Annotated in this window: 20 protein-coding genes; 13 read left to right on the forward strand and 7 right to left on the reverse strand. The window is 72.2% G+C overall.

What is annotated here, in order from left to right; all coding sequences use genetic code 11:
* Positions 1-3: 3 nt before the first annotated feature.
* From rhaI to ACIBQ1_RS29220, 4 genes are all read right to left on the reverse strand, one after another.
* Positions 4-1,161 (reverse strand): L-rhamnose isomerase, encoded by a 1,158-nt coding sequence (gene rhaI / locus ACIBQ1_RS29205; RefSeq protein WP_397282487.1) that lies wholly within the window; start codon positions 1,159-1,161, stop codon positions 4-6.
* A gap of 10 nt (positions 1,162-1,171) precedes the next feature.
* Positions 1,172-1,489, reverse strand: a complete 318-nt coding sequence (locus ACIBQ1_RS29210; RefSeq protein ID WP_185077046.1) for an L-rhamnose mutarotase — start codon at positions 1,487-1,489, stop codon at positions 1,172-1,174.
* Positions 1,490-1,649: 160 nt separating this feature from the next.
* Positions 1,650-4,349 carry a twin-arginine translocation signal domain-containing protein gene (locus ACIBQ1_RS29215; protein ID WP_397282488.1) on the reverse strand — a complete coding sequence of 900 codons (2,700 nt, stop codon included), beginning with the start codon at positions 4,347-4,349 and terminating at the stop codon, positions 1,650-1,652.
* A gap of 139 nt (positions 4,350-4,488) precedes the next feature.
* On the reverse strand, positions 4,489-6,417 hold the full coding sequence (locus ACIBQ1_RS29220; RefSeq protein ID WP_397282489.1) for a beta-galactosidase: 1,929 nt from the start codon (positions 6,415-6,417) through the stop codon (positions 4,489-4,491).
* Between the two features lie 352 nt (positions 6,418-6,769).
* On the opposite strand from ACIBQ1_RS29220, the gene ACIBQ1_RS29225 reads away from it, so the two are divergent.
* The 5 genes from ACIBQ1_RS29225 to ACIBQ1_RS29245 all read left to right on the forward strand — a co-directional run bounded on the left by ACIBQ1_RS29225 (position 6,770) and on the right by ACIBQ1_RS29245 (position 10,921).
* Positions 6,770-7,771, forward strand: a complete 1,002-nt coding sequence (locus tag ACIBQ1_RS29225; protein WP_397282490.1) for a LacI family DNA-binding transcriptional regulator — start codon at positions 6,770-6,772, stop codon at positions 7,769-7,771.
* Positions 7,768-9,180 (forward strand): rhamnulokinase family protein, encoded by a 1,413-nt coding sequence (locus ACIBQ1_RS29230; protein WP_397282491.1) that lies wholly within the window; start codon positions 7,768-7,770, stop codon positions 9,178-9,180. The genes ACIBQ1_RS29225 and ACIBQ1_RS29230 overlap by 4 nt, the downstream gene beginning before the upstream one ends.
* Before the next feature lie 72 nt (positions 9,181-9,252).
* Positions 9,253-10,266, forward strand: a complete 1,014-nt coding sequence (gene nrfD, locus ACIBQ1_RS29235) for an NrfD/PsrC family molybdoenzyme membrane anchor subunit (protein WP_397282492.1) — start codon at positions 9,253-9,255, stop codon at positions 10,264-10,266.
* The gene (locus ACIBQ1_RS29240; protein ID WP_355376459.1) at positions 10,263-10,388 is read left to right on the forward strand and encodes a hypothetical protein; all 126 of its coding nucleotides are present in this window, start codon (positions 10,263-10,265) and stop codon (positions 10,386-10,388) included. Before nrfD ends, ACIBQ1_RS29240 begins: the two co-directional genes overlap by 4 nt.
* Positions 10,385-10,921 carry an NUDIX hydrolase family protein gene (locus ACIBQ1_RS29245; RefSeq protein ID WP_355376461.1) on the forward strand — a complete coding sequence of 179 codons (537 nt, stop codon included), beginning with the start codon at positions 10,385-10,387 and terminating at the stop codon, positions 10,919-10,921. Before ACIBQ1_RS29240 ends, ACIBQ1_RS29245 begins: the two co-directional genes overlap by 4 nt.
* Here ACIBQ1_RS29245 and ACIBQ1_RS29250 read toward each other — a convergent pair whose 3' ends face one another.
* From ACIBQ1_RS29250 to ACIBQ1_RS29260, 3 genes are read right to left on the reverse strand one after another with little or no spacing between them, the layout of a single operon-like run.
* On the reverse strand, positions 10,922-12,547 hold the full coding sequence (locus tag ACIBQ1_RS29250; protein ID WP_397282493.1) for an arylsulfatase: 1,626 nt from the start codon (positions 12,545-12,547) through the stop codon (positions 10,922-10,924).
* 58 nt (positions 12,548-12,605) lie between these two features.
* Complete coding sequence (locus ACIBQ1_RS29255) at positions 12,606-13,493, reverse strand: sulfotransferase family protein (protein WP_397282494.1); 888 nt, start codon at positions 13,491-13,493, stop codon at positions 12,606-12,608.
* A gap of 55 nt (positions 13,494-13,548) precedes the next feature.
* Positions 13,549-14,433 (reverse strand): MurR/RpiR family transcriptional regulator, encoded by an 885-nt coding sequence (locus tag ACIBQ1_RS29260; protein WP_397282495.1) that lies wholly within the window; start codon positions 14,431-14,433, stop codon positions 13,549-13,551.
* 84 nt (positions 14,434-14,517) lie between these two features.
* Between ACIBQ1_RS29260 and ACIBQ1_RS29265 the strand changes: the two genes are divergently transcribed.
* Genes ACIBQ1_RS29265 through ACIBQ1_RS29300 form a run of 8 tightly spaced genes read left to right on the forward strand, consistent with a single transcriptional unit; the run spans position 14,518 to position 22,892 of the window.
* Positions 14,518-16,074 carry an ABC transporter substrate-binding protein gene (locus tag ACIBQ1_RS29265; protein WP_397282496.1) on the forward strand — a complete coding sequence of 519 codons (1,557 nt, stop codon included), beginning with the start codon at positions 14,518-14,520 and terminating at the stop codon, positions 16,072-16,074.
* 13 nt (positions 16,075-16,087) lie between these two features.
* A complete protein-coding gene (locus tag ACIBQ1_RS29270) occupies positions 16,088-17,038 on the forward strand; it encodes an ABC transporter permease (protein WP_397282497.1) in 951 nt (316 codons plus the stop codon).
* On the forward strand, positions 17,035-17,847 hold the full coding sequence (locus ACIBQ1_RS29275) for an ABC transporter permease (protein WP_397282498.1): 813 nt from the start codon (positions 17,035-17,037) through the stop codon (positions 17,845-17,847). Before ACIBQ1_RS29270 ends, ACIBQ1_RS29275 begins: the two co-directional genes overlap by 4 nt.
* Positions 17,844-19,007 (forward strand): anhydro-N-acetylmuramic acid kinase, encoded by a 1,164-nt coding sequence (locus tag ACIBQ1_RS29280; RefSeq protein WP_397282499.1) that lies wholly within the window; start codon positions 17,844-17,846, stop codon positions 19,005-19,007. The genes ACIBQ1_RS29275 and ACIBQ1_RS29280 overlap by 4 nt, the downstream gene beginning before the upstream one ends.
* Positions 19,004-20,065, forward strand: coding sequence for a serine hydrolase domain-containing protein (locus ACIBQ1_RS29285; RefSeq protein ID WP_397282500.1), 1,062 nt, complete (start codon positions 19,004-19,006; stop codon positions 20,063-20,065). Before ACIBQ1_RS29280 ends, ACIBQ1_RS29285 begins: the two co-directional genes overlap by 4 nt.
* Positions 20,062-21,651: an ABC transporter ATP-binding protein gene (locus ACIBQ1_RS29290; RefSeq protein WP_397282501.1), complete on the forward strand. Its 1,590-nt coding sequence runs from the start codon at positions 20,062-20,064 to the stop codon at positions 21,649-21,651. Before ACIBQ1_RS29285 ends, ACIBQ1_RS29290 begins: the two co-directional genes overlap by 4 nt.
* A gap of 31 nt (positions 21,652-21,682) precedes the next feature.
* Positions 21,683-22,111 (forward strand): winged helix-turn-helix transcriptional regulator, encoded by a 429-nt coding sequence (locus tag ACIBQ1_RS29295; protein ID WP_397282733.1) that lies wholly within the window; start codon positions 21,683-21,685, stop codon positions 22,109-22,111.
* Positions 22,112-22,136: 25 nt separating this feature from the next.
* Entirely contained in the window at positions 22,137-22,892 is a 756-nt protein-coding gene (locus ACIBQ1_RS29300; RefSeq protein WP_397282502.1) for a carbon-nitrogen hydrolase family protein, read from the forward strand.
* The last annotated feature ends 21 nt before the right edge of the window (positions 22,893-22,913 follow it).

Below are 22,913 nucleotides of genomic sequence, written 5' to 3' on the forward strand. Positions count from 1 at the left end.
TGGTCAGGCCCCCCAGCCGGCCTGGGTGCCGCCGACACGGTCGGCGGCGATCTTCTCGAAATATCCGGACTTGGCGTACGCGGTCATCGGGTCGGGCGCCAGCCCCGACTCCTCCCGCAACTCGGCGAGCAGCGGCCGCACGTCGGTGTTGTAGGCGTCCATGAACACGGCGTTCGCGCCCAGCACGTCGCCCTCGGACTGGGCGGCGGCCAGCGCCTCCCGGTCCACCAGCAGCGCCTTGGCGGTGGCCTCCTGGACGTTCATGACCGAGCGGATCTGGCCCGGGATCTTGGGCTCGATGTTGTGGCACTGGTCGAGCATGAACGCCACCCCGGTCTCGGGGTCGAGCCCGCCGCCGCGTACGACCTCGAACATGATGCGGAACAGCTGGAACGGGTCCGCCGCCCCCACCATCAGGTCGTCGTCGGCGTAGAAGCGCGAGTTGAAGTCGAACCCGCCGAGCTTGCCCTCGCGCAGCAGGAACGCGACGATGAACTCGATGTTGGTGCCCGGCGCGTGGTGGCCGGTGTCGACCACGACCTGCGCCTTGGGGCCGAGCTTGACGCAGTGGGCGTACGCGGTGCCCCAGTCGGGCACGTCGGTGGCGTAGAAGGCGGGCTCGAACAGCTTGTACTCCAGCAGGAAGCGCTGGCCCTCGCCGAGCCGCCCGTACACCGCGGCCAGAGACTCGGCCAGGCGGTCCTGGCGGGCCCTGATGTCGTCCTGGCCCGGGTAGTTGATGCCGTCCGAGAACCACAGCTTGAGCGTGTCGGAGCCGGTGGCGTCCATGATGTCCACGCATTCGAGCAGGTGGTCGGTCGCCTTGCGGCGCACCCGCGCGGACGGGTTGGTGACGCTGCCCAGCATGTAGTCGTCGTCCTGGAAGACGTTGGAGTTGATGGCTCCGATGCCCACTCCCAGCTCGCGGGCGTGCCTGGCCAGGTCGGCGTAGTCGTCCACCTTGTCCCACGGGATGTGCAGGGCGACCGTGGGGGCGATGCCGGTGTAGGCGTGCACCTGGGCGGCGTCGGCGAGCTTCTCGTACGGATCGCGCGGCACCCCCTTCTGTGCGAACACCTTGAACCGCGTGCCGCTGTTGCCGTAGGCCCAGGACGGCGTCTCGATGTGCTGCGCCCGCAGCGCGGCCTTGATGTCAGTCATTACTCCCCGATCAATCCAGGTGGAACACTTCGTCCAGCGGGTGCATGCCCTCGTCGGGCCGCCCGTCGAGGCTCTCGAAGAACGGCGCCATCTCGGCCTGCCAGCGGGCGTTGACCTCGGTCTCGGCCATGGCCTTCCTGGCCGCCTCGAAGTCCTCGGTCTCCAGGTAGCCCACGAGGAGGCCGTCGTCTTTGAGGAAGAGCGAGTAGTTGTGCCAGCCGGTACGCGCGAGCGCCTCTCGCATCTCCGGCCAGACGTCCCGGTGGCGTTCGCGGTACTCCGCCAGCCGCTCTGGGCGGACTTTCAGCAGGAAGCAGACGCGTTGCACTGACACTCCCTTCAAAACGTTTTAATCCTTCGTGCAGGAAACTATGATTCCTGCTGCTCGCTGTCAATGCGCCTGGGGCCACGGACCGTGCAGGGTGATCGCGCGGTCACGGTGACACGTTTTAATCCCGGCCCGGCGACGCCGGGCCGGGGATGGGTGGTCAGGTGGGGAGTTTGCCGCCGACGAGGGCCAGGTTCTGGATGGCGGCCAGCCCGTACAGGGCCGTGGTGTTGGTGGAGACCCAGGCCGCCTCGTCCGTCGGGTTGAGGGTCGTCGTGATCTTCTCCGACTTCCACGGCAGGTTCGGCGCGTAGCCGTCCCCCGTGGCGAACTCCGTCCACGCCCGGGCCGCGAGGTCGTCGCGCTGGAGCCGGACCGCCGCGTACGCCGTGAGCCGGGAGTGCCCCTGCTTGAGGATGAGGTTGCCGAAGTTCGCGCCCGTCTCGGCGGCCTGCTCGGCCTTGGTGGCGTTGAACAGGCGGCAGTACTGGAGCCAGGCCCGTTCGAATTCCGGCATGTCGACCAGGTCGATGAGCTCGGCGCAGATCTCGACCTGGCCGAACATCGCCGACAGGTGCGACACCGCGACCTTCTTGGGGGCGGGGGCGAACTCGCCGGTGCTGAGGTTGTAGAGGCCCTCGCCCGTGACGAAGCCGTTGGGCATGGCGGCGATGGTCCGCATGGTGGCCTTGAGCTTCTTCTCGGCCACCGGGTCCCCGCCGCGTTCCCACTCGGTCAGCCAGGCGGCGGCCAGGCCGCTCCAGTCGGTGCCCAGCCCGATCGCCAGGGCCGAGGGGTCCGGCGTGTACGGCTCCGTGCGGATCTTGCGGAGCGGGTCGATGGCCAGGAACGTCTTGTCGGAGTCGACCAGCGCCCGCATGAGGTCGCCGGTGCGCTCGTCGGCGGTCAGGAAGTAGAAGATGCGCCGGTAGACCGCGGTCGAGATGCGCTGCTGCTTGGCGCTGCACCCCCAGTGCTGCACGTTGTGCCGGCTGCCGAGCCCGGCCCAGGGCCCGAGATGGTAGACGTCCACCTCGCCGGTGTGCCGGGTCATCGCCTCGGCGAACCGGAAGACGTCGGCGCGCCCCGAGCGCAGGTACGCGTACCAGAGCCACAGGTCGGGCGAGAGCTCCGAGTTGTCCCAGGCGTAACCGCCGACGTCGTAGCGCCACACGTGCCGGTCCTCGTCGAACGTGTGCATGATGTCGCCGTAGTCCCAGAACCCGTACCAGTGACGCTGCTCGACCTGCTTCCTGTAGTAGTCGAAGAGGAAGTCGAGGTGGTCCTCGATGGTCTGCCTGCCGGGCGTCGACCGGTCGACCGGGCTGAACAGGCCGCCGAACACCTTGGCCGCGGCCAGGTGCGCGGGCGGCGCGACGATCAGGGGCGGCGTGCGGACGGCGTCGGCCATCGCCCCGAGCCGGGCGGCGTCCGGGGTGGCGGCCAGCGCCCAGAACGTCAGCTCGCTCGTCCGCGCGATCCCGAGCGGCGTGCCGAAGCCGGGCTCGTAGTCCTCGTACGTGATGTTGAGGCCCTCGATCTGCTCCGGGTAGGTGTCCTGGCCCATGCCGTCGTGGTAGAAGCGGGTGTCCATCGGCCCGGCCTCCGGCGACCAGAGCCAGAGGGTGACCTCGGCCTCCTCCGTGGCGGCCCCGCGGGTGTCGAGCTGGGTGGGGTGCCGCTGCCAGAAGTCCCGCAGGCCGAACGCGAACCCGCCGCTCGGCCCGCCCACGTACCCGAGCCCCGAGGCCCGCCGGCCCTGGTCGACGGCGACCCAGCCGTACCCCTTCTTGGTGCGCTTCTTGAGCGTGAAGCCCTCGGCGGAGAGCTGGGCGAGCGTGTAGTCGCCCCAGTCGGGGATGAGCTGGACGCGGCTGCTGACGCGGGTGTCCCAGGTGGCGATGTCCGGCAGCCGCTGCCCGGCCACCTGCGCCTTCCGCACGGCAGCGCCGGGGTCGCGGCGCAGCCCCGTGATGCCCTTGACGGCCTCGGTGAGCAGGCCGTGCCCGTCGCCGACGAAGCGGATGTGCCGGTTGTACGGCTCGTCCCGCATCGGGACGCGGAAGCGCACGCCGAGCCCGGCGACGAAGTCGTGCTGCCCGTCGCGGTCGAACACGAACGTGTGCGTCATCCGCACGCTCTCCGCGCCCGCGTAGAAGTAGAGCCGGATCGTGAACGGCAGCCACGACCGGCCCTTCCTGGAGGTGTGGCGGCCCTCGATCCGCACGACCGCGCGCACCGGGCCGGCCTGCTCGACCTCCACCTTCGAGATGTCGCTCAGGTAGGAGTCGACCTCGATCGTGCGGTCGTCATCGTCGTCGATCTTGCCCTGGCGCAGGTTGACGAGCTGCCCCTTGCGGGCGATCTCGGTCTCGCCGCGCCAGATCTGGCTGATCAGCTCGCTGCCGCTCTTGCGGACGCGGGCGCGGATCACGCCGGTGTCCACGTCCACGTACTGCTTCTCGTCCTTGACGGTGACCGGCCTGGCGGGCGCGGCGGCGGTGCCGGGCCGCAGCGTGTACGTCTCGGCCGCGGACGCCTCAGGGCCGATCGCGTGGGCCGTCCACTTCAGCGACCCGTCCGGCCAGTACGCCAGCGGCCACGTCTGCACCGGCACGGCGGCGCCGTCGGCCGCGGCGAGCGCGAACGCCTGCTCCTTGGCCACCGCGCCCTTCGGCCACGGCACGCCCCAGGTGGTGCCGGGCGCCTCGGCGGGCTTGTCCTCCAGCCAGCGCAGGGGGACGTCGGGGACGGCCGGCGCGGCTAACGCCGGCGACTCCAGCGCCGAGGCCAGCGGGACGGCCGCTCCGGCGACGGCCAGCCCCTTCAGGGCGTCGCGGCGTGAGATCTGCTCGGACACAGTGCACCTCCAGGCGGGAAGGGGCGCGCCCCTTCGGGGGGTTGATCGGTGGTACCGCTCCCAAGGGAAGCGCTTTCCAAAGCTGAACGCCGGGGCGCTCGCGGGCCTCCACGCCGGGACGCCCGCGAGCGCCCCGGCGTCAGGCGATGATCACGCGGACGTCTCCGGCCGCCACCGTGACCGGGTCGCCGCCGGGCGGGGTCACGACCGCGTCCTCGCCCGTGTGGTTGACGGCGAACAGGTAGGAGCGGCCGTCGGCGTGCGAACGCCGTACGACCTCCACCCCGGCGGGGGCGGCGGCGACGGGCTCGACGCCCGCCTGCGTCGCGACGGCGGCGATGACCTCGGCCAGGCCGTCGTCGTCGAGTCTGGTGGTGAGGTAGTGAGCGAACCCGTCGCCCCACTCGTTGCGGGTCCAGGCGGGCTCCCCGGTGGCGTACGCGTCGAGGACCTTCGCGCCGGTGACGTGCGCCACCTCGCTCCAGGCGGTCCCCGACGCGCCCGAGGCCAGCGGGATCGGCCCGTCGAGCGGGAAGAACTCCTCCACGCTCACCCCGAGCAGGTCGCGCCACGCCCCGGGGTAGCCGCCGAGCCGCACCCGGTCGTGCTCGTCCACGATCCCGCTGTACGGGCCCACGAGCGCGACCCCGCCCCGCTCCACGAACTGCGCGAGGTTGGCCGCCCCCGCGTCGCTCACCAGGTAGAGCGCGGGCACCAGCACCAGGCGGTAGCCGGTCAGGTCGCCCTCGGGGTGGGCCAGGTCGCAGGTGACGCCGGCCCGCCAGAGCGCGGCGTGCCAGCGCTTGGCCTCCTCCACCGGGTCCATGTCCACGGAGGGCTGGGCGGGGTGGTCCTGGGCCCAGACGCTGGAGTGGTCGATCAGGATCGCGACGTCGGCGCTGACGGTGCTGCCCGCCACGTCGGCGAGCCCGGCCAGCTCGGCGCCGAGCGCGGTCACCTCCCGCCAGATCTTGGTCTCGGTGCCCGCGTGCGGCAGCATCGCCGAGTGCCACTTCTCGGCGCCGGCGCGCGAGGCCCGCCACTGGAAGTACATGATCCCGTCCGCTCCCCTGGCCAGGTGGGTCAGGGAGTTGCGGCGCAGCTCGCCGGGGGCCTTGGCGCGGTTGCGCGGCTGCCAGTTGACCGCGCTGGTCGAGTGCTCCATCAGCAGCCAGGGCCGGCCGCCGTTGAGCGAGCGGGCATAGTCGGCGGCGAAGGCCAGATCGATGTGCGGCTCCGCGCGGGCGCCGATCAGGTAGTGGTCGGTGGAGACGACGTCCATCTCGGCGGCGAAGGCCCAGCAGTCCATGTCCCAGTGCGCGCCCGCCATGAGGTTGGTGGTCGCGGGCACGTCCGGGGTGATCTTCCTCAGCAGGTCGCGCTCGGCGGCGTAGAGCTCGATGAGCGCGTCGGAGCTGAACCGGCGGAAGTCGAGCTGCTGGCCGGGGTTGGGGAAGGTGGGGGTGGCGCGCGGCGGCAGGATCTGTGCCCAGTCGCCGTAGCGCTGGGACCAGAACGCGGCGCCCCAGGCGTCGTTGAGCGCGTCGAGCGAGGCGTAGTGCGAGCGCAGCCAGGCGCGGAAGGCCGCCGCCGAGGTGTCGCAGAAGCAGCGCGCGTTGTGGCAGCCGTACTCGTTGTGCACGTGCCACAGGGCCAGCGCCGGGTGGTCCCGGTAGCGCGTGGCCACCTGCTCGGCGATGCGCAGCGCCTTCTCGCGGTAGATCGGCGAGCTGGGGCAGAAGCCCTGCCTGCTGCCGTACGTCAGCCGCCGCCCGTCGGCGTCGACCGGCAGCGCCTCCGGGTAGGTGTCCCCGAACCAGGGCGGCGGGGCGGCGGTGGGCGTGGCCAGGTTGGCCTTGATCCCGTTCGTGGCCAGCAGGTCCATCACGCGGTCGAACCAGCCGAAGTCGAACACTCCCTCGGCCGGCTCCAGCAGCGACCAGGAGAAGATGCCGACGCTGACCCGGTTGACGCCGGCCTCGCGCATCAGCGCGACGTCCTGCTCCCACGTCTCCTCGGGCCACTGCTCTGGATTCCAGTCCCCGCCATAGGCGATGACGTCCGGCATGAAACCTGCCTTTCGCAAGTCTGTTAGCGCTCACAGCGTGTTACGTCAGCGTTTACGGGGGATTAAAACGTTCCTCAAGCGCGTCGCACAAGGCCCGGCTCGCCGCCCGCGGCGGGTCCGCGCTGATCAACAGGGGTGATTGCGCAGGCAGGCCGGTCGGATCCGGACGCGACCCGTGATGCTGGTGTTATCTGAACGTTATGAACAACGGGGAAAGCGGCCCCTGTGCACGTCTCGATACAAACGTTTTACTAGACGCGCGGCGGCACTTCCCCCACACCAGACCCGGAAACATGGTTCCACCGGTGCCGCGACTGGCGCCCCAGTCGTTAGTACGTTTTAATTGGTCCCCATGGCCATGGTCAGCATCAAGGACGTCGCAGCCCACGCCGGCGTGTCCCCGGGCACGGTCTCCAACGTACTGAACCGGCCCGGAAAAGTCGCACCCGCCACCCGGGAGCGGGTGGAGGCGGCGATCAATGAGCTGGGGTTCGTCCGGCACGGCTCGGCCTCGACGCTGCGCGCCGGGCACAGCAGGACGATCGGCCTGAGCGTGATCGACATCGGCAACCCGTTCTTCACCGAGGTCGCGGCCGGGGTCGAGGACGTGGCCAGCGAGCTCGGCTACGCGGTGATCCTGGGCAACTCGGCGGGCTCGCAGGACAAGGAGGAGCGCAACCTGCGGGTGCTGGCCGAGCACCGGGTGCGCGGCGTGCTGATCACCCCCTCCGGCGAGGACCCGGGCCGGCTCGACCGGCTGCGCGAGCGCGGCATCAGCGTCGTCCTGGTCGACCACCCGGCCCACCGGCCCGACCAGTGCGCGGTGGCCGTGGACGACGTCGCGGGCGGCCGGGCCGCGGTCGCCCACCTGCTGGCCAGGGGCGCGCGCCGCGTCGCCTACGTGACGGGCCCGATGACGATCAGGCAGTGCGTGGAGCGCTGGGAGGGCGCGAAGGCCGCGATGCGGGCCGCCGGGCTCGACCCCGGAGACCTGAGGGTGACCGAGGCCGCGACGATGACGGCCCGCGCGGGCGAGAAGGCCGCCGCCGACCTGATCGAGGGCGACCTGCCCGAGGCCGTGTTCTGCGCCAACGACCTGCTCGCGCTCGGCGTGCTGCGCGCGCTGCTGCGGGCGGGCGTGCGGGTGCCGGAGGACGTGGCGCTGATGGGCTACGACGACATCGACTTCGCCGCCGCCTCCACCGTGTCGCTCAGCTCGATGCGGCAGCCCACCTACCAGCTCGGCCGGATCGCCACCGAGCTGCTGCTGGACGAGTGCGACAACCCCGAGACGCACGCGCACCAGCACATCATGTTCCAGCCGGAGCTCGTCGCCAGGGAGTCCACACAATGAGCCGCCGTTTCGCCGCCGTCGACCTCGGGGCCTCCAGCGGCCGGGTGATGCTGGCCGACCTCTCCGACGGGCTGGAGCTGACCGAGGTCCGCCGCTTCCCCAACGAGCCGGTGACCGAGGCGGGCCGCCTCCACTGGGACATCACCGGCCTCTATTCGGAGATCCTCACCGGCCTGCGCGAGGCGGGCCCGGTGTCGTCCATCGGCGTCGACTCGTGGGCGGTCGACTACGGGCTGCTCGACGAGTCGTACCGGCTGATGGGCAATCCGGTGCACTACCGCGACGACCGCACGCGGGGCGTGGCCGCGCGGGTGGCCGAGTCGGTCGGGGCGGAGACGCTGTACGACGTGTCCGGGCTGCAGGTGCTACCGTTCAACACGCTCTACCAGCTGCTCGCCGACCCGCTCGACGGGGCCGTGACGATGCTGCTGATCCCCGACCTGATCGGCTACTGGCTCACCGGCGAGGTGGGCGCGGAGGTGACCAACGCCTCGACGACGGGGCTGCTCGACGTGCGCACCAGGTCGTGGGCGTTCCCCCTGATCAAGCAGCTCGGGCTGCCGGCCGGGCTGTTCCCGCCGCTGCGGCAGCCCGGAGAGACGGTCGGCGGGCTGCGGCGGCACGTCTCCGACGTGATCGGCTGGTCGGCGCCCGTCACGGCGGTCGGCTCGCACGACACCGCCTCGGCCGTGGCCGCCGTGCCCGCCTCCGGACCGGCGTTCGCCTACATCTCGTGCGGCACGTGGTCGCTGGCCGGGGTGGAGCTGCCCGAGCCCATCCTGACGCCCGAGAGCCGGGCCGCGAACTTCACCAACGAGGCCGGCATCGACGGCACCGTCCGCTACCTGCGCAACGTCATGGGGCTGTGGCTGCTGCAGGAGTGCCTGCGGGCCTGGCCCGGCTCCGACCTGGGCGAGCTGCTGACGGCGGCGGCGGGCGAGCGGCCCTTCGCGGCCGTGGTGAACCCGGACGAGCCGGCGTTCCTGCCGCCGGGCGACATGCCGGCCAGGATCGCCGCCGAGTGCCGCCGCACGGGGCAGGAGCCTCCGTCGTCCCCGGCCGCGTACGTGCGGTGCGTGCTGGAGAGCCTGGCGCTCGGGCACCGGCTGGCCGTGCGGCAGGCGATGGAGCTGTCCGGGCGCGACGTCGAGGTCGTCCACCTGGTGGGCGGCGGGTCGCGCAACGAGCTGCTGTGCCGGCTGACCGCCGACGCCTGCGGGCTGCCGGTGGTGGCCGGGCCCGCGGAGGCGACCACGTTCGGCAACGTGCTCGTGCAGGCGCAGGCGGCGGGGCTCGTCTCGGACCTGGCGGAGATGCGCGCGCTGGTCACCGCCTCCCAGCCGCTGCGCCGCTACGAGCCCTCCGGCGACCCTCGGGCGTGGGAGCGGGCCGCCGCACGTATCGCCTGAACCCTCCCGACCTGCGGGTTTTCGCCTCCCGGGAGGGGGGCAGGAACCCGGCCAGAGGTTTCGGGGGGCGTCATGGATGTGGGGTGGCCGCTGCTGCGGCAGCTGACCGGCGAGGACCGCAGCGGCTCGGCCGAGCTGCGCACCGAGCGCGAGGCCACGCCGGGCTCGGCGGGCGACCGGCGCGAGCGCCCGGAGACGGGCCCGGAGACGGGCCCAGGGAAGGGTTACGACTCCTACTACGGCCGGCCGGTGCTGAACAAGCCGACGTGGCAGGAGCACGACATCGCCGGCTACCTCTTCCTGGGCGGCCTGGCCGGCGCGTCGTCGACGCTGGCGGCCGTCGCCGAGCTCACCGGCAGGCCGCGCCTGGCCAGGGTGGGCAGGGTCGCCGCGCTGGGCGCGCTGGGCGGCTCGCTCTACTCGCTGATCCACGACCTGGGGCGGCCCGAGCGGTTCGTCAACATGCTGCGGGTGTTCAAGGTGACCTCGCCCATGAGCGTCGGCACGTGGATCCTCACCGCGTACGGTCCGCAGGCCGTGTGCGCGGGGGCCGCCGACCTGTCCGGGCGCCTGCCCCGGCTGGGCCGGGCCGCCACGGTCGGGGCGGGGCTGGCGGGGCCGGCGGTGGCCACCTACACCGCCGCGCTGATCTGCGACACCGCCGTGCCCGTCTGGCACGGGGGCTATCGCGAGATGCCGTTCCTGTTCGCCGGCTCGGCCTCGGCCGCGGCGGGCGGGCTCGGGATGCTGGCCGCGCCGCTGGCGGAGGCGGGCCCGGCCCGCCGGCTGGCGGCGCTGGGCGCGGCCGTCGAATGCGTGGCCGCCACCCGGATGGAGCGGCGGCTGGGGCCGCTGGCCGAGCCGCTCAAGCGCAGCTCGCTGCTGCGCGCGGGCGAGGCGCTGTCGCTGGCGGGCGCGCTGGCCGGGGTGACCGCCGGCCGGCGCAGCCGGATCGCGGCCATGGCGGCGGGCGCGGCCCTGCTCGCGGGCTCCGCGTGCACCCGGTTCGGGATCTTCCGCGCCGGGATGGAGTCCGTGAACGACCCCAAGTACACCATTCAGTCACAACGGAGGAAGCTCGCATGAGCCGGAAAGTCATCTCCTACCTGCCGTTCGTCGGCATCATGCTGGTCACCTGCACGGCGTCCTGGCTGGCGGGCAGGACCGGCCCCGAGGGCCGGAGCCGGGGACGTACGATCAGCAGATGACCGAAAAGACCGAAACCGCGCCTGGATGGCTCGCACCCGACGAACTCGAGTCGGTGCGAGGCCAGCTGCCCATCCTCTACGTCGACGCCGTGCCGGTGCGGGTCGACGACACCGGCGTGGTCACCCGCGTCGGACTGCTGCTGCGCATCGCGTCAGACGGCACGGTCAGCCGGGCGCTGGTCTCGGGACGGGTGCTGCACCACGAGCGGATCCGCGACGCGCTCCTGCGCCACCTGGAGAAGGACCTCGGCCCCGTGGCGCTCCCCCACATCCCCGCCTCGCCGCAGCCGTTCACCGTCGCCGAATACTTCCCGACGCCGGGCGTCACCCCCTACCACGACCCCCGCCAGCACGCCGTCTCCCTGGCCTACATCGTCCCCGTCGCGGGTGACTGCCGGCCCCGGCAGGACGCCCTGGACCTGGAGTGGTTCACCCCGGAGGACGCCGCCTCGCCCGCGGTGCAGCAGGAGATGACCGGCGGGCAGGGCGTGCTGCTCAAGCAGGCCCTGGCCCACGTCGGCTGCCTGCCCTGATCAGACGGCCTTCCGGAAGGAGAGGGAGCGTCCGCCCGCGTCGAAGCCGGCGCGGGCCGTGATCTGTTTCCCGCTCCCGCTCCCGCGGGGGAGCGGGAAGCCGACCGAGATCGCCGTCCCCGGGTCCACGCGCGGCATCGTGCGGGCCCTGTAGACGGCGCTGTTGACGGCGCCGTCTCCCTTCAGGCTCAGCTTGACCTCGCGCCACGGCGCCGCCGAGCCGTTGTGCAGCGTCACCACGACCTGGCCGCCGATGATCTCGGTCTTCAGCCCGTACGGGATCCGCGGGTCCGGCCCGATCGAATCGTCGAGCATGATCGTCAGCTCGTCCACCAGCTCCACCCGCTCCGCGGCCAGGTCGCGGCTCTCCGCGGGGTCGGTGGCCAGGTCGTACAGCTCGATCCGGCCCTCGGGCCCGGCGCCCGCGATGTGCGGGGCGAAGCGGACCAGCTTCCACCGGCCGCGGCGGAGCGCCTGGGCCTTGCGGGGCCGGTTCCACACCAGGTGGTCGTGCTTGGGGGCGCCCGCGCCGGTGAGCAGGCCGCGGAAGGACAGGCCGTCGAGGTGCGCGGGCACCGGCACCCCGGCCAGGTCGGCGAGGGTCGGCAGCACGTCCCACGAGGCCACCGGCTGCTTGACCACGCGCGGCCGTAACGCGGGCGACCAGGCGATCAACGGCACGCGGATGCCGCCCTCGTAGACGTCGCGCTTGTCCCCGCGCCAGGGCCCGTTGGAGTCGAACAGCTCCGGCGTCACGCCCTTCTCGCTGTGCGGCCCGTTGTCGCTGGTGAACAGCACGAGCGTGCTCTCGGCCAGGCCGGTCGCGCGTAACTCCCGCACCAGCGTGGCCACGTCGGCGTCGAGCCGGGCCACCTGCGCGGCGTGCCGCCGGTTCGGGCCGCTCCACGGCCGGTCCTCGTAGCGCCCCGCGTCGCCGGGGATGACGCTCGGCGAGTGCGGCAGGATGGTGGGGTAGTAGAGCAGGAACGGGTCGTCGCCGCCGCGCCGGATGAACTCGACGGCCCGCTCGCGGAACAGGTCCGGCGCGTACGACCTGCCGTCGAGGCGGACCTTGGCCCGGTTGTGCCACAGGTACTTGGGGAAGTACTGGTGGGCGTGGGCGTGGCCGATGTAGCCGAAGAACTCGTCGAAGCCGCGCTCGTTCGGGTGCGAGGCCTGCTCCGGCCGCTCGGGGCCGAAGCCCCACTTGCCGAAGCAGGCCGTGCGGTAGCCGGACAGTCGCAGCAGTTCGGCGAAGGTGAGGTCGGCGTCGGTCAGCGAGCGCTGCGGCCCGCCCTCGGGGTTCTCGCGTACGGTGCCGTGGCCCGCGTGCAGCCCGGTGAGCAGCGCGCAGCGCGACGGCGCGCAGCGCGACGGCGCGCACAGCGGCGCCCCGGAGTAGGCCGTCTCGAAGCGCACGCCCTCGGCCGCCAGCCGGTCCAGGTTCGGGGTGCTGATCAGGCGCTGCCCCTGCCCGCCGATCTCGCCCCAGCCCAGGTCGTCGGCCAGGATCACGACGATGTTGGGGCGCGCGGGCAGGCCCGCCGACGCCAGAGCGGGCTTCGGGAGGGTGAGGCCGGCGAGGCTTCCGGCGAGCAGGGTACGGCGCGAGGGCCCGTCGATCACGATCCGCAACCTATCGGAGCCAACGGCGAATAGGAGACAAATCCCAGCTGAACATCCCTCACTGCGTGTAGCCCCACAGACGGCAGATCTCGCGCAGGTCGTCGGGCACCTCGTCCGCCGCCGGCAGGGGGCGGCCCGCGACGACCGTGCCCGAGCGGATCTTGTCGCGCCAGTCGCCGATGCCCTTGACGAAGCCGCCGTGGTCCTTGTCGCCATAGGTGAGCATGGCCGGCTCGAACTCCAGCCCCAGGAAGAGACAGAGCCGCCGCAGCTCGCGCTCGGGGTCGGCGACCAGGTCCTCGTAGCGCAGGGTCAGCCCGTCGAGGTGGGTGCGGGCCTCCTCCAGGTAGGTCATGTAGCTCAGGGTGCGCGGCACGGCCTCCTCCATGGGCCGCTTGACCGGGTCGGCCTCGTGCCAGGACTGCACGATGGACATGGGGTGGCGCAGCAGGAAGATGAAGCGCGCGTCCGGCCAGCAGGTGGCGATGCGCCGCCAGGCGAACACGTTGCTGGGCGTCTTCTCCGCCAGGATCGGCTTGCCGCTGCGGGTCAGCTCGCGGTGGAGCAGCCGGTCCCACACGATGTGCTCGATGTCGCTGTGGGTGTGGCCGAGCGCCTCCATGGCCTGCCGCACGGGCTCGGTGCCGAGGCCGATCGTGACCCGCCTGAAGTGGGTCTCGATGGGGGAATGCATCCGGGAGTGGCTGTTGAGCATGACCCGCAGCAGCGTGGACCCCGACCGTACGGACGACAGCAGGAAGACCGGCTCGCGCAGCAGGCGGTCGTGCGCGGGGTCGGCGGGCGGCCGCACCTCGTCGCCGGGCAGCCGCTGGAGCACCAGCGGCGGCGGTGGCGGCGGCTTCGGCGGCTGCTTCCGCGGCCGCCGGGTCAACGTGTATCCGGTCAGGCCCTCCAGCGTGGTGTTGGCCCGGTACTTCCAGCTCATGGCCCACCAAGGTAGAGACAGCCCGTGAACCCCAGGTGAATCCGGGCTGTGAACCTCACCCTCGCTTGTGCACGACCCGCTCGTGCACGACCGCGTACGTGTTGCGCAGCGCCGCCATCGACTCGTCGTAGGACGCCTGCGCGACCCCGGTGAACAGGCAGTCCACCACCATGAGCTGGGCGATGCGGCTGCCCAGCGCGCCCGAGCGGAACTTCGTCTCCCTGGCGGCCGTGGTGAGCGTCACGTCGGCGGCCCGGGCCAGGGGCGAGTCGCGGAAGTTCGTGATGGCCACGGTCGAGGCGCCCGACTTACGGGCGATCGACAGGAACTCGACCGTGTCCACGGTGGCGCCCGTGTGGGAGACCGCCACCGCCACGCAGCCGGAGTCGAGCGTGGCCGCCGACGTCCAGGCCGAGTGGGAGTCGTGCCAGTTGATCGCGGTCCGGCCGATGCGCGACAGCTTCTGCTGCAGGTCGAGCCCCACGAGGGAGCTCGCGCCCACCCCGAAGCTGTCGATCCGCCGGGCCGCCAGCAGCAGCGACACGGCGGCGGCCAGCGCCTCCATGTCCAGCGAGCGGGCCGTGTCGGCGATGGACAGCGTCTCGTTCATCGCGACCTTGGAGACGATGCCCGCCAGGCTGTCGTTCCGGTCGATGTCGCCGGACACCTCCGGCAGGCTCGACGTGGCCAGCTCCTCGCGCGCCACTGCCCTGGCCAGGTCGATCCTGAGGTCCTTGTAGTGCGCGTAGCCCATGCGCTGGTAGAAGCGCACCACCGAGGTGGTGGAGGTCGCGCAGCGGGCGGCCAGCTCGGCGATCGACAGGTTGGCGGCCCTGGCGGGGTCGCCGACGAACTCCTCCGCGATCCGCCGCTCCGACGGCCGCAGCGCGGGCATGGCGGCCCGGATGCGGATCAGCACGGTCCCGTCTTCCTCGGCCATCCTCACTCATCCCCACAACGGAAAGAAAATACCTCGGTGATATTGTCTGCGTAATTTTATGACCGACTCCCCCCAGGAGACCACATGCCCCGTGGCGCCATCTCCGCGGTCGGCATCGCCGCTGCGCTGTCCGTCGCTCTCACCAGTTGCTCCTCTTCCTCCGGCCCATCCACTGGGACCGCCCCGAGCACCGGCGGCGCGGCCTCCGGCAAGACCCTCGTGGTCGGCGTGACCACCGACCCGGACACGCTCTTCCCCTGGAAGGCCACCCAGTTCCAGGCCGTGAACGTGCTGCAGAACCTGTACGGGACGCTCACGGAGTTCGACAAGGACCTGAACGTGGTGCCCGGGCTCGCCGAGTCGTGGCAGCCCTCGGACGACGGCAAGGAGCTCACCCTCAAGCTGAGACAGGGCGTCACGTTCGCCGACGGCAGCGCCTTCGACTCCCAGGACGTGAAGTCGTCGCTGGAGAAGATCATGGACGAGAAGACGGCGGCCGTGGCCAGGGCGTCGCTGTCGTCGGTGAAGTCGGTCGAGGCGCCCGACGCGGGCACCGTGGTGCTGGAGCTGACCGGGCCCGACGCCGCGCTGCCCGCCAACCTGGCCACGGTCAACATGGCGATGCTCTCCTCCGAGGACACCGAGGAGAAGCTCAACACCACGCCGAACGGCACCGGGCCGTTCAAGCTGCGCAACCGCGTGGCGAGCCAGTCGATCACGCTGGCCAGGAACGACGCGTACTGGGGCGGCGAGAAGCCGAAGGTGGCCGCGGTCGAGTTCCGGATCATCCCCGACGAGTCGTCCATCGTGTCGGCCATGCAGTCGGGCAACGTGCAGCTCGCGGTCTTCAACGACCCGCTCGTCGCGCAGACCGCGCAGGGCGGCGGCACGATCACCGTGGCCAGGACGCCGCAGCTCAACTACCACGTGCTCCAGCTGAACGCGCAGCGCGGCGACCTCAAGGACGTCAACGTGCGCCTGGCGATCCAGTGCGCCATCGACCGCAAGCAGGTGCTCGACACCGCCGCGCTCGGCGAGGGCGAGGTGACCGGGCCGATCACCGCGCCCGCGTTCAAGTCGGACCCGGACCAGCGCCCCTGCCCGGCCCGCGACCTGGCCAAGGCGGCCGAGTATCTGGGCAAGGCGGGCAAGCCCGGCGGGGTGACCGTCAAGACGATCGTCTCCCAGGGCGAGTACGCGACCTCGGTCAACGAGGCCCAGAACCTCAAGGCCCAGCTCGCCGAGGCCAAGATCAACCTGGAGCTGGAGGTGCTGGAGTCGGGCGCGTTCGTGGACCGCTGGGTGGCCGCCGACTTCGACGCGGCCGTGGCGCTCAACGGCGGCCGGCCCGACCCGGACGGCGCCTACGGCCGCTACTTCACCAGCAAGGGCAACCTGAACAAGGTCGCCGGTTACAGCTCGCCCGAGCTGGACAAGCTGTTCGCCGAGGGCAAGGCGACGACCGACCAGGCCGCCCGCAAGGCGATCTACGACCAGGTCTCGGTGAAGCTGGAGGAGAACGCCCCCTGGATCTGGCTGTTCGCCGGCTACACCTACACCGCCACGACCTCCGGCGTGCAGGGCTTCGTGCCGATGGCCAGCGGCTCGCTGCAGTACCTCCGTACGGCCAGTGTCGGCTGAGGGGCGTCGGCTGATGCGCGTCCGCAACCGGATCCTGAGCACGGCCGGAACCCTGTTCGGGGTGGCCGTGCTGGTGTTCGTCATGCTGCGGGCGATCCCCGGCGACCAGATCACGGCGGGGCTCGGCACCGAGGCCGCGGCGCTCACGCCCGCCCAGCGGCAGGCCCTGGAGCAGTACTACGGGCTCGACCAGCCGCTGATCACGCAGTTCTTCTCGTGGCTGGGCAACATGTTCACCGGGAACTTCGGCTACTCGGCCCGCCAGCAGCAGAGCGTGCTCGACCTGACCCTGCACTCGCTGCCGGTGACGTTCGAGCTGGCGGTGCTCTCGATCGTGCTGGCGCTGCTGATCGGGGTGCCGCTGGGCATGCTGGCGGCCTCCCGGGCCAACTCCCCCAGGGACGCCCTCGGCCAGCTCGTGAGCCTGGCGGGGCTGTCGGTCCCGGCGTTCCTGCTGGCCACCGCGCTGCTGTCGATCTTCGCGGCGTCGTTCGGGTTCAACCCCAACGGGCAGGGCTTCGCCATGCTCCTCGACGATCCGCTGCTCAACCTGCAGCAGATGTTCCTGCCGGCGCTGGTGCTCGGCTTCGGCATCGCGGCGCCGATCCTGCGCACCACCCGCACGGCGGTGCTGGAGGTGCGCTCGGACGACTTCGTCCGCACCGCCCGCGCCAAGGGCGTGCCGGAGCGGCGGCTGCAGGTCAGGCACGTGCTCGGCAACGCGCTCGTGCCGATCGTGACCATGACCGGCCTGCAGTTCGGCTACCTGCTCGGCGGCGCGGTCGTGGTGGAGCAGATCTTCTCCGTGCCGGGCGTCGGCAGGCAGGTGCTGCTGGGCATCCAGCAGAAGGAGTACGCCGTCGTGCAGAGCACGGTGCTGGTGATCGCGCTGGCGTTCGTGCTGGTCAATCTGCTGACGGACGCGCTCTACCGGGTGATCGACCCGAGGGTGAGGGCTTCGTGAGGAGGAGTCCCGCCCTGGTGGCGGGGGCGGTGATCCTCGTGCTGCTGGCGATCGTGGCGGCGCTGTCGTACGCCGGGCTGCTGCCCTACGATCCGGTCGCGCAGCACCCGCCCGCGCGGTTCGGGGCGCCGTCCGGCGCGCACCTGTTCGGCACGGACCAGTTCGGCCGGGACGTGTTCTCCCGGGTGGCGGCCGGGGTCGGCAACTCGGCGCTCATCGCGGTCGTCGCCGTGGCGTTCGCGACCGTGGTGGGCACGCTGGGCGGGCTGGTGTCCGGCTTCTACCGCGGCGTCGCCGACGGCGCGATCGGCGGGGTCACGAACGTGCTGTTCGCGTTCCCGCCGCTGCTGCTGGCGCTGTCGCTGGCGTCGGTGCTGGACCGCAACTGGTTCACGATCGCCGTGGCCATCGCCATCGTGTACGTGCCCATCTTCATCCGCGTCACCCGGGGCCCGGTGCTGTCGCTCAGGGAGATCGAGTACGTGAAGGCGGCCGTCTCGACCGGCATGAGCCGCTGGCAGATCATGCTCCGGCACGTCCTGCCGAACATCACCTCGATCGTCATCGTCCAGGTGGCCCTGTCGCTGTCGTGGGCGGTGCTGACCGAGGCGTCGCTGAGCTTCCTCGGCCTGGGCACGCCGCCGCCGGCGCCGTCGCTGGGCTCGATGATCTTCGAGGCGCGCAGCCTGGTCTTCGTGGCCCCGTGGACGCTGATCGCGCCGGGCGCGCTCGTCGTCCTGCTGGTCGTGGGCCTCAACCTGCTCGGCGACGGCCTGCGTGACACCTTCGACCCGCGAGGAAGACGATGAGAATTCTTGGGATGATCTCCGGCACGTCGCACGACGGGATCGACGTGGCCGTGGTGGACTTCGAGCTCGTCGGCGGCCTGCTGGAGGGCCGGGTGGGTCACACGGCGAGCACGCCGTACCCGGCGGAGCTGCGGGCCCGGCTGGTCGCGGCGCTGCCGCCCGCGCCGACCACGCTGGCCGAGGTGTGCGTGCTCGACACGCTCATCGGGCAGAGCTTCGCCGGCGCCGCGGCGTCGGCGATCGCGCGGGGCGGGCCCGTCGACCTGATCGTCTCGCACGGGCAGACCGTCTTCCACTGGGTGGAGGGCGCGCACGCGCTCGGCACGCTGCAGATCGGCCAGCCCGCCTGGATCGCCGAGCGGACCGGCGTCCCGGTGCTGTCGGACGTGCGCATCCGCGACATCACGGCGGGCGGGCACGGGGCGCCGCTGGTGTCGGTGCTGGACGGGCTATTGCTGCGGGCCCACGAGGGCGGGGCGGCGGCGCTCAACCTGGGCGGCATCGCGAACATGACCGTGGTGCGCGGCGGCGAGCTGCACGCCTACGACATCGGGCCCGCGAACGCGCTGATCGACGCGGTGGTCACGAGCAGGGGGCTGGACGAGCGGGGCTTCGACGCGGACGGGCGGATCGCGGCCTCGGGCCGGGTGGACGAGCGGCTGCTGGAGGTGCTGCTGGAGGAGCCGTACTACGCGCTGGCGGCCCCCAAGAGCACCGGCAAGGAGCTGTTCCACCTCGGCTACGTGGAGTCCGCCCTGGCCCGGGCGGGCCGCGCGCCCGGGGACGCCGACCTGGTGGCGACGCTGACCGAGCTGACCGTGCGCACGGTGGCCCGGGACGTGCGGGCCGCCGGGGTGGGCGCGCTGGTCGTCTCGGGCGGCGGCTGCCGCAACCCCGTGATCATGGACGGGCTGCGGGCCGCGCTGCCCGGCATGGACGTGGCGCCCTCCGACGACTACGGGGCCCCGTCCGACGACAAGGAGGCCATCGCGTTCGCGCTGATCGGCTGGCTGACCGCGCACGGCCTGCCCGGCACGGCGCCGGGAGGGACCGGCGCCCGCGAGGCCCGCGTCCTCGGCACGCTGACACCCGGCGCGCGGCCGCTCGCGCTGCCCGCGCCGGTCGCCGAGCCGCCGCGCTCGCTGGTGCTGACGCGATGAGCGAGCCCGCGGGCGAGGAGCCGGTGAGCGCCCCCGCGGGGGTGGTCATGGCCGCGCGGACGCCGTGGTTCGACCTCACCGAGTGCTCCGGCCACCGGACCGTGCGCTGGGAGGGCGGCGAACGCGTCGGCGAGGCGCCGATGACCCTGGACACCTGCCACGACCTCGCCTCGGTCACGAAGGTCGTCGCCACCACGACCGCGCTCATCCGCCTGGTGTCCGACCGGCTGGTGGACCTGGACGCGCCGCTGAGCGCGTACCTCGCCCGCTCGTACGAGGCGATCACCGTGCGGGACCTGCTCCTGCACCGCGGCGGGCTGTGGGAGTGGTGGCCGCTCAACGTCCGGCCGGAGCAGCCGCCCCCGCGCTACCGCCCCGGCCGCGCCCGCCACTACTCCGACCTCGGCTTCGTCCTGCTCGGCCGGATCGTCGAGGCCGTCACCGGCCTGAGCCTGGACCTGGCCGTGACCGAGCTGGTCACCGAGCCGCTCGGCCTCGGCTCGACCTCGTACGCCCGCCCGGCGGGCCCCGAGGTGGCCATGAGCGCGCTGGACGACCGGATCGAGATGGCCATGCTCGACACCGGCCGGCCCTACCCCGTGCCCTACCGCAGCTCCGACTTCGCGCGCTGGCGGCGCGGGCCCGTGCTCGGCGAGGTCGCCGACGGCAACGCCCACCACGCCTTCGGCGGGGTCGCCGGGCACGCCGGGCTCTTCTCGACCGTGCCGGACCTGCTCGCCTACGGCCTGGCGATGTCCCGCTACCAGGAGTACGACCGGCTGTGGCGGCCCGAGGTGGCCAGGGAGTTCTTCACCCCCGGCCCGGACGCCGGCCAGGCCCTGGGCTTCCGCACGTACGAGCTGCGGCTGTGGGACGAGACCGTCACCGTGCTCGGTCACCCCGGTCACGTCGGCTGCGCGGTCGGCTTCGTGCCCGGCCGCGACATCGCCCTGGCTCTGGCGAGCAATCGCCTGCTCGTCCAGGGCGATCCCACCCCCACCGACGCCCTCTGGGCCGGCCTGCTCCAGGCCGCCACGCAACGATCGAGGACCGAATGACCCCCCTCCTGGAGATCCATGACCTCTCGGTCGCCTTCCGCACCCGCAGGCAGGACGTCACCGTCGTCAAGGGCGTCTCGATGGAGGTCCTGCCCGGCCAGACCGTCGCGGTCGTCGGCGAGTCGGGCTCGGGCAAGTCGACCACGGCCGCCGCGGTCAACCGCCTGCTGCCCGACAACGGCCGCGTCACCGGCGGCCGGATCGTGTTCGACGGTCGCGACCTGACCGCGGTCGGCGACCGCGAGATGACCGCGATCCGCGGCGCGGGCATCGGCCTGGTCCCCCAGGACCCCATGTCGAACCTCAACCCGCTCATGCGCGTCGGCGACCAGGTCGCCGAGGCGCTGGAGGTCCACGGCGTGGCCACCGGCAAGGCGGCGCGGGCCCGCGTGCTCGAACTGCTCGACCTGGTCGGCATCCCCGACCCGGCCCGCCGGATCGGGCAGTACCCGCACGAGTTCTCCGGCGGCATGCGGCAGCGCGCGCTGATCGCCATGGGGCTGGCCTGCCGGCCGAAGCTGCTCATCGCCGACGAGCCCACCTCCGCGCTGGACGTGACCGTGCAGCGGCGCATCCTCGACCAGCTGGAGCGGCTCACCGCCGAGATGGGCACCGCCGTCCTGCTCATCACGCACGACCTGGCGCTGGCGGCGGAGCGGGCCGACGTGGTGGCCGTCATGCACGACGGCCGGATCGTCGAGACCGGGCGGGCGGAGGAGATCCTCGCCGAGCCCGGTCACGAGTACACCCGGCGGCTGCTGCGGGCCGTGCCGAGCCTGTCGTCGGCCCGGGTGCCGGAACCTGTCCAGGAGGCCGGGGACCTGGTCGTGGTGGAGGGTCTGCGCAAGGTGTTCCCGATCAGGGGCACGGGCGAGGAGCTGACCGCGGTGGACGCGGTCTCGTTCCGGATTCCGCGCGGCCGTACCGTGTCGATCGTGGGCGAGTCGGGCTCGGGCAAGTCGACCACCGCGAACCTGCTGCTCGGCCTCGACGACCTCACCGCCGGCAGCATCCGCTTCGACGGCACCGACCTGGCGGCGCTCGGCAGGCGGGAGCTGTTCGCCTTCCGCCGGCGGGTCCAGCCGGTGTTCCAGAACCCGTACGCCTCGCTCGACCCCCGCTACCCGGTCGGGAAGTCGATCGCCGAACCGCTGCGCGTGCACCGCGTCGGCACCCCGGCCGAGCGCAGGAAGGCCGCGGCGGAGCTGCTGGAGAAGGTGTCGCTGCCCGCCTCGACCGCCGACCGGCTGCCGCACGAGCTGTCCGGCGGCCAGCGCCAGCGGGTGGCCATCGCCAGGGCGCTGGCGCTCTCGCCCGAGCTGGTCGTGCTGGACGAGGCCGTCTCGGCGCTCGACGTGCTGGTGCAGGCGCAGATCCTGGAGCTGCTCGCCGGCCTGCAGCGCGAGCTGGGGCTGAGCTACCTGTTCATCAGCCACGACCTGGCCGTGGTGCGGATGATCTCGCACGAGGTGCACGTCATGCGGGACGGGCGGATCGTGGAGAGCGGCACCGCCGAGGACGTCTTCGACCGGCCGTCCGCGGACTACACCCGGGAGCTGCTCGCGGCGATCCCCGGCAGCAGGTAGGTTGGAAATCCGGACTCTCTCGGAGGTGAGCATGCCCAGGGAATGCTCGATCGCCAACGCGCTGGCGGCCGTCGGCGAGCGCTGGAGCCTGCTGGCCATGCGGGAGGTCCTCCTGGGCGTGCGCCGCTTCGACCAGATCGCCCGCAACACCGGCGCCAGCCGCGACATCCTCACCGCCAGGCTGCGCAAGCTGGAGGAGGTCGGGCTGCTGGAGCGCGAGCTGTACGAGTCGCATCCGCCGCGCTACGAGTACGTGCTGACCGAGGCGGGGCGGGCGCTGCACACGGTGCTGCTGTCGCTCATGGACTGGGGCGACCGCTACGTCACGCGGGGCGAGCCGCCGACGGTGTGGCGGCACAGCTGCGGCGAGGCGCTGGAGCCGCTCATGGTGTGCGCGCACTGCCGCGAGCCCGTCCACGTAGAGGACATGTCCGTTATACGCGTACACCAGCCCCAGTAGGTCGTTCACCCGTCACAGTGGAGGGGTGAAGATCCTCCTGGTTCAGCCCCCGCACTGGTCCCCCGACGGCCACGCCAACTTCGACGCGATCGAGAAGCTCCTCACCGGGCGCTCGGGAGACGTGGCGCTCCTGCCCGAGCTGGTGGGCGCGAACCTGCCGCGCGCCGAATACCTGGCCAGGGTGCGCGCCCTGGCCACGGGGGCGGGGATGGCGGTCGTGGGCGGGTCCCACTACGACGGCCCGGCGAATGGCCCGGTCAATGGCCCGGTCAACCGGGGCGCGGCCTTCGACGCCGGGGGCGGGCTGCTGACCGAGTACGACAAGGTCCACCCGTACGGGCTCGAACTGCGCTCGGGCGTGGTCCCCGGTCTCCCGGGCGACGGCTTCGAGCTGAACGGCCGCCGCCTGCACGTCCTGCTCTGCGCCGACCTGTGGTATTCGGCCAGCCTGGCCGGGCGCGACGGCCTCGACGCGGTGCTGGTGCCGGCCTTCTCGGTCACCCGCTGGGACGGCCCCGCCCCGGCGCGCGAGCTGTGGCAGCACATGACCGTGGCGCGGGCGTACGAGTTCATGACGTACGTGGCGGTGAGCGACTGGCATCACGAGACCACCTACCACGGGCATCCCTGCGCGGGGGTCGCCGGGTTCGCCAACCCCTGCCCGCGGACCCGCGCTGGTTTCTTCACCGGCACGGGCGACGCGCCGGTCGCCGCCCACGACCTGGACTTCGACCGTTTGGACGCCTTCCGCCGCGACCGCGCGGACCGCGGCTTCCGGTAGGGCTGTCCCTACCATGGATTG

The sequence above is a fragment of the Nonomuraea sp. NPDC050153 genome (genome assembly GCF_044460125.1).
Taxonomy (GTDB): Bacteria; Actinomycetota; Actinomycetes; order Streptosporangiales; family Streptosporangiaceae; genus Nonomuraea.

What these genes read in the sequence shown, in the direction of transcription:
- ACIBQ1_RS29230 (WP_397282491.1), top strand. Translation starts at nt 7,768, where the DNA reads ATGAGCCGCCGTTTCGCCGCCGTCGACCTCGGGGCCTCCAGCGGCCGG.
- ACIBQ1_RS29260 (WP_397282495.1), bottom strand. Translation starts at nt 14,433, where the DNA reads ATGGCCGAGGAAGACGGGACCGTGCTGATCCGCATCCGGGCCGCCATG.
- nrfD (WP_397282492.1), top strand. Translation starts at nt 9,253, where the DNA reads ATGGATGTGGGGTGGCCGCTGCTGCGGCAGCTGACCGGCGAGGACCGC.
- ACIBQ1_RS29240 (WP_355376459.1), top strand. Translation starts at nt 10,263, where the DNA reads ATGAGCCGGAAAGTCATCTCCTACCTGCCGTTCGTCGGCATCATGCTG.
- ACIBQ1_RS29255 (WP_397282494.1), bottom strand. Translation starts at nt 13,493, where the DNA reads ATGAGCTGGAAGTACCGGGCCAACACCACGCTGGAGGGCCTGACCGGA.
- ACIBQ1_RS29265 (WP_397282496.1), top strand. Translation starts at nt 14,518, where the DNA reads ATGCCCCGTGGCGCCATCTCCGCGGTCGGCATCGCCGCTGCGCTGTCC.
- ACIBQ1_RS29220 (WP_397282489.1), bottom strand. Translation starts at nt 6,417, where the DNA reads ATGCCGGACGTCATCGCCTATGGCGGGGACTGGAATCCAGAGCAGTGG.
- rhaI (WP_397282487.1), bottom strand. Translation starts at nt 1,161, where the DNA reads ATGACTGACATCAAGGCCGCGCTGCGGGCGCAGCACATCGAGACGCCG.
- ACIBQ1_RS29295 (WP_397282733.1), top strand. Translation starts at nt 21,683, where the DNA reads ATGCCCAGGGAATGCTCGATCGCCAACGCGCTGGCGGCCGTCGGCGAG.
- ACIBQ1_RS29225 (WP_397282490.1), top strand. Translation starts at nt 6,770, where the DNA reads ATGGCCATGGTCAGCATCAAGGACGTCGCAGCCCACGCCGGCGTGTCC.
- ACIBQ1_RS29245 (WP_355376461.1), top strand. Translation starts at nt 10,385, where the DNA reads ATGACCGAAAAGACCGAAACCGCGCCTGGATGGCTCGCACCCGACGAA.
- ACIBQ1_RS29290 (WP_397282501.1), top strand. Translation starts at nt 20,062, where the DNA reads ATGACCCCCCTCCTGGAGATCCATGACCTCTCGGTCGCCTTCCGCACC.
- ACIBQ1_RS29270 (WP_397282497.1), top strand. Translation starts at nt 16,088, where the DNA reads ATGCGCGTCCGCAACCGGATCCTGAGCACGGCCGGAACCCTGTTCGGG.
- ACIBQ1_RS29285 (WP_397282500.1), top strand. Translation starts at nt 19,004, where the DNA reads ATGAGCGAGCCCGCGGGCGAGGAGCCGGTGAGCGCCCCCGCGGGGGTG.
- ACIBQ1_RS29280 (WP_397282499.1), top strand. Translation starts at nt 17,844, where the DNA reads ATGAGAATTCTTGGGATGATCTCCGGCACGTCGCACGACGGGATCGAC.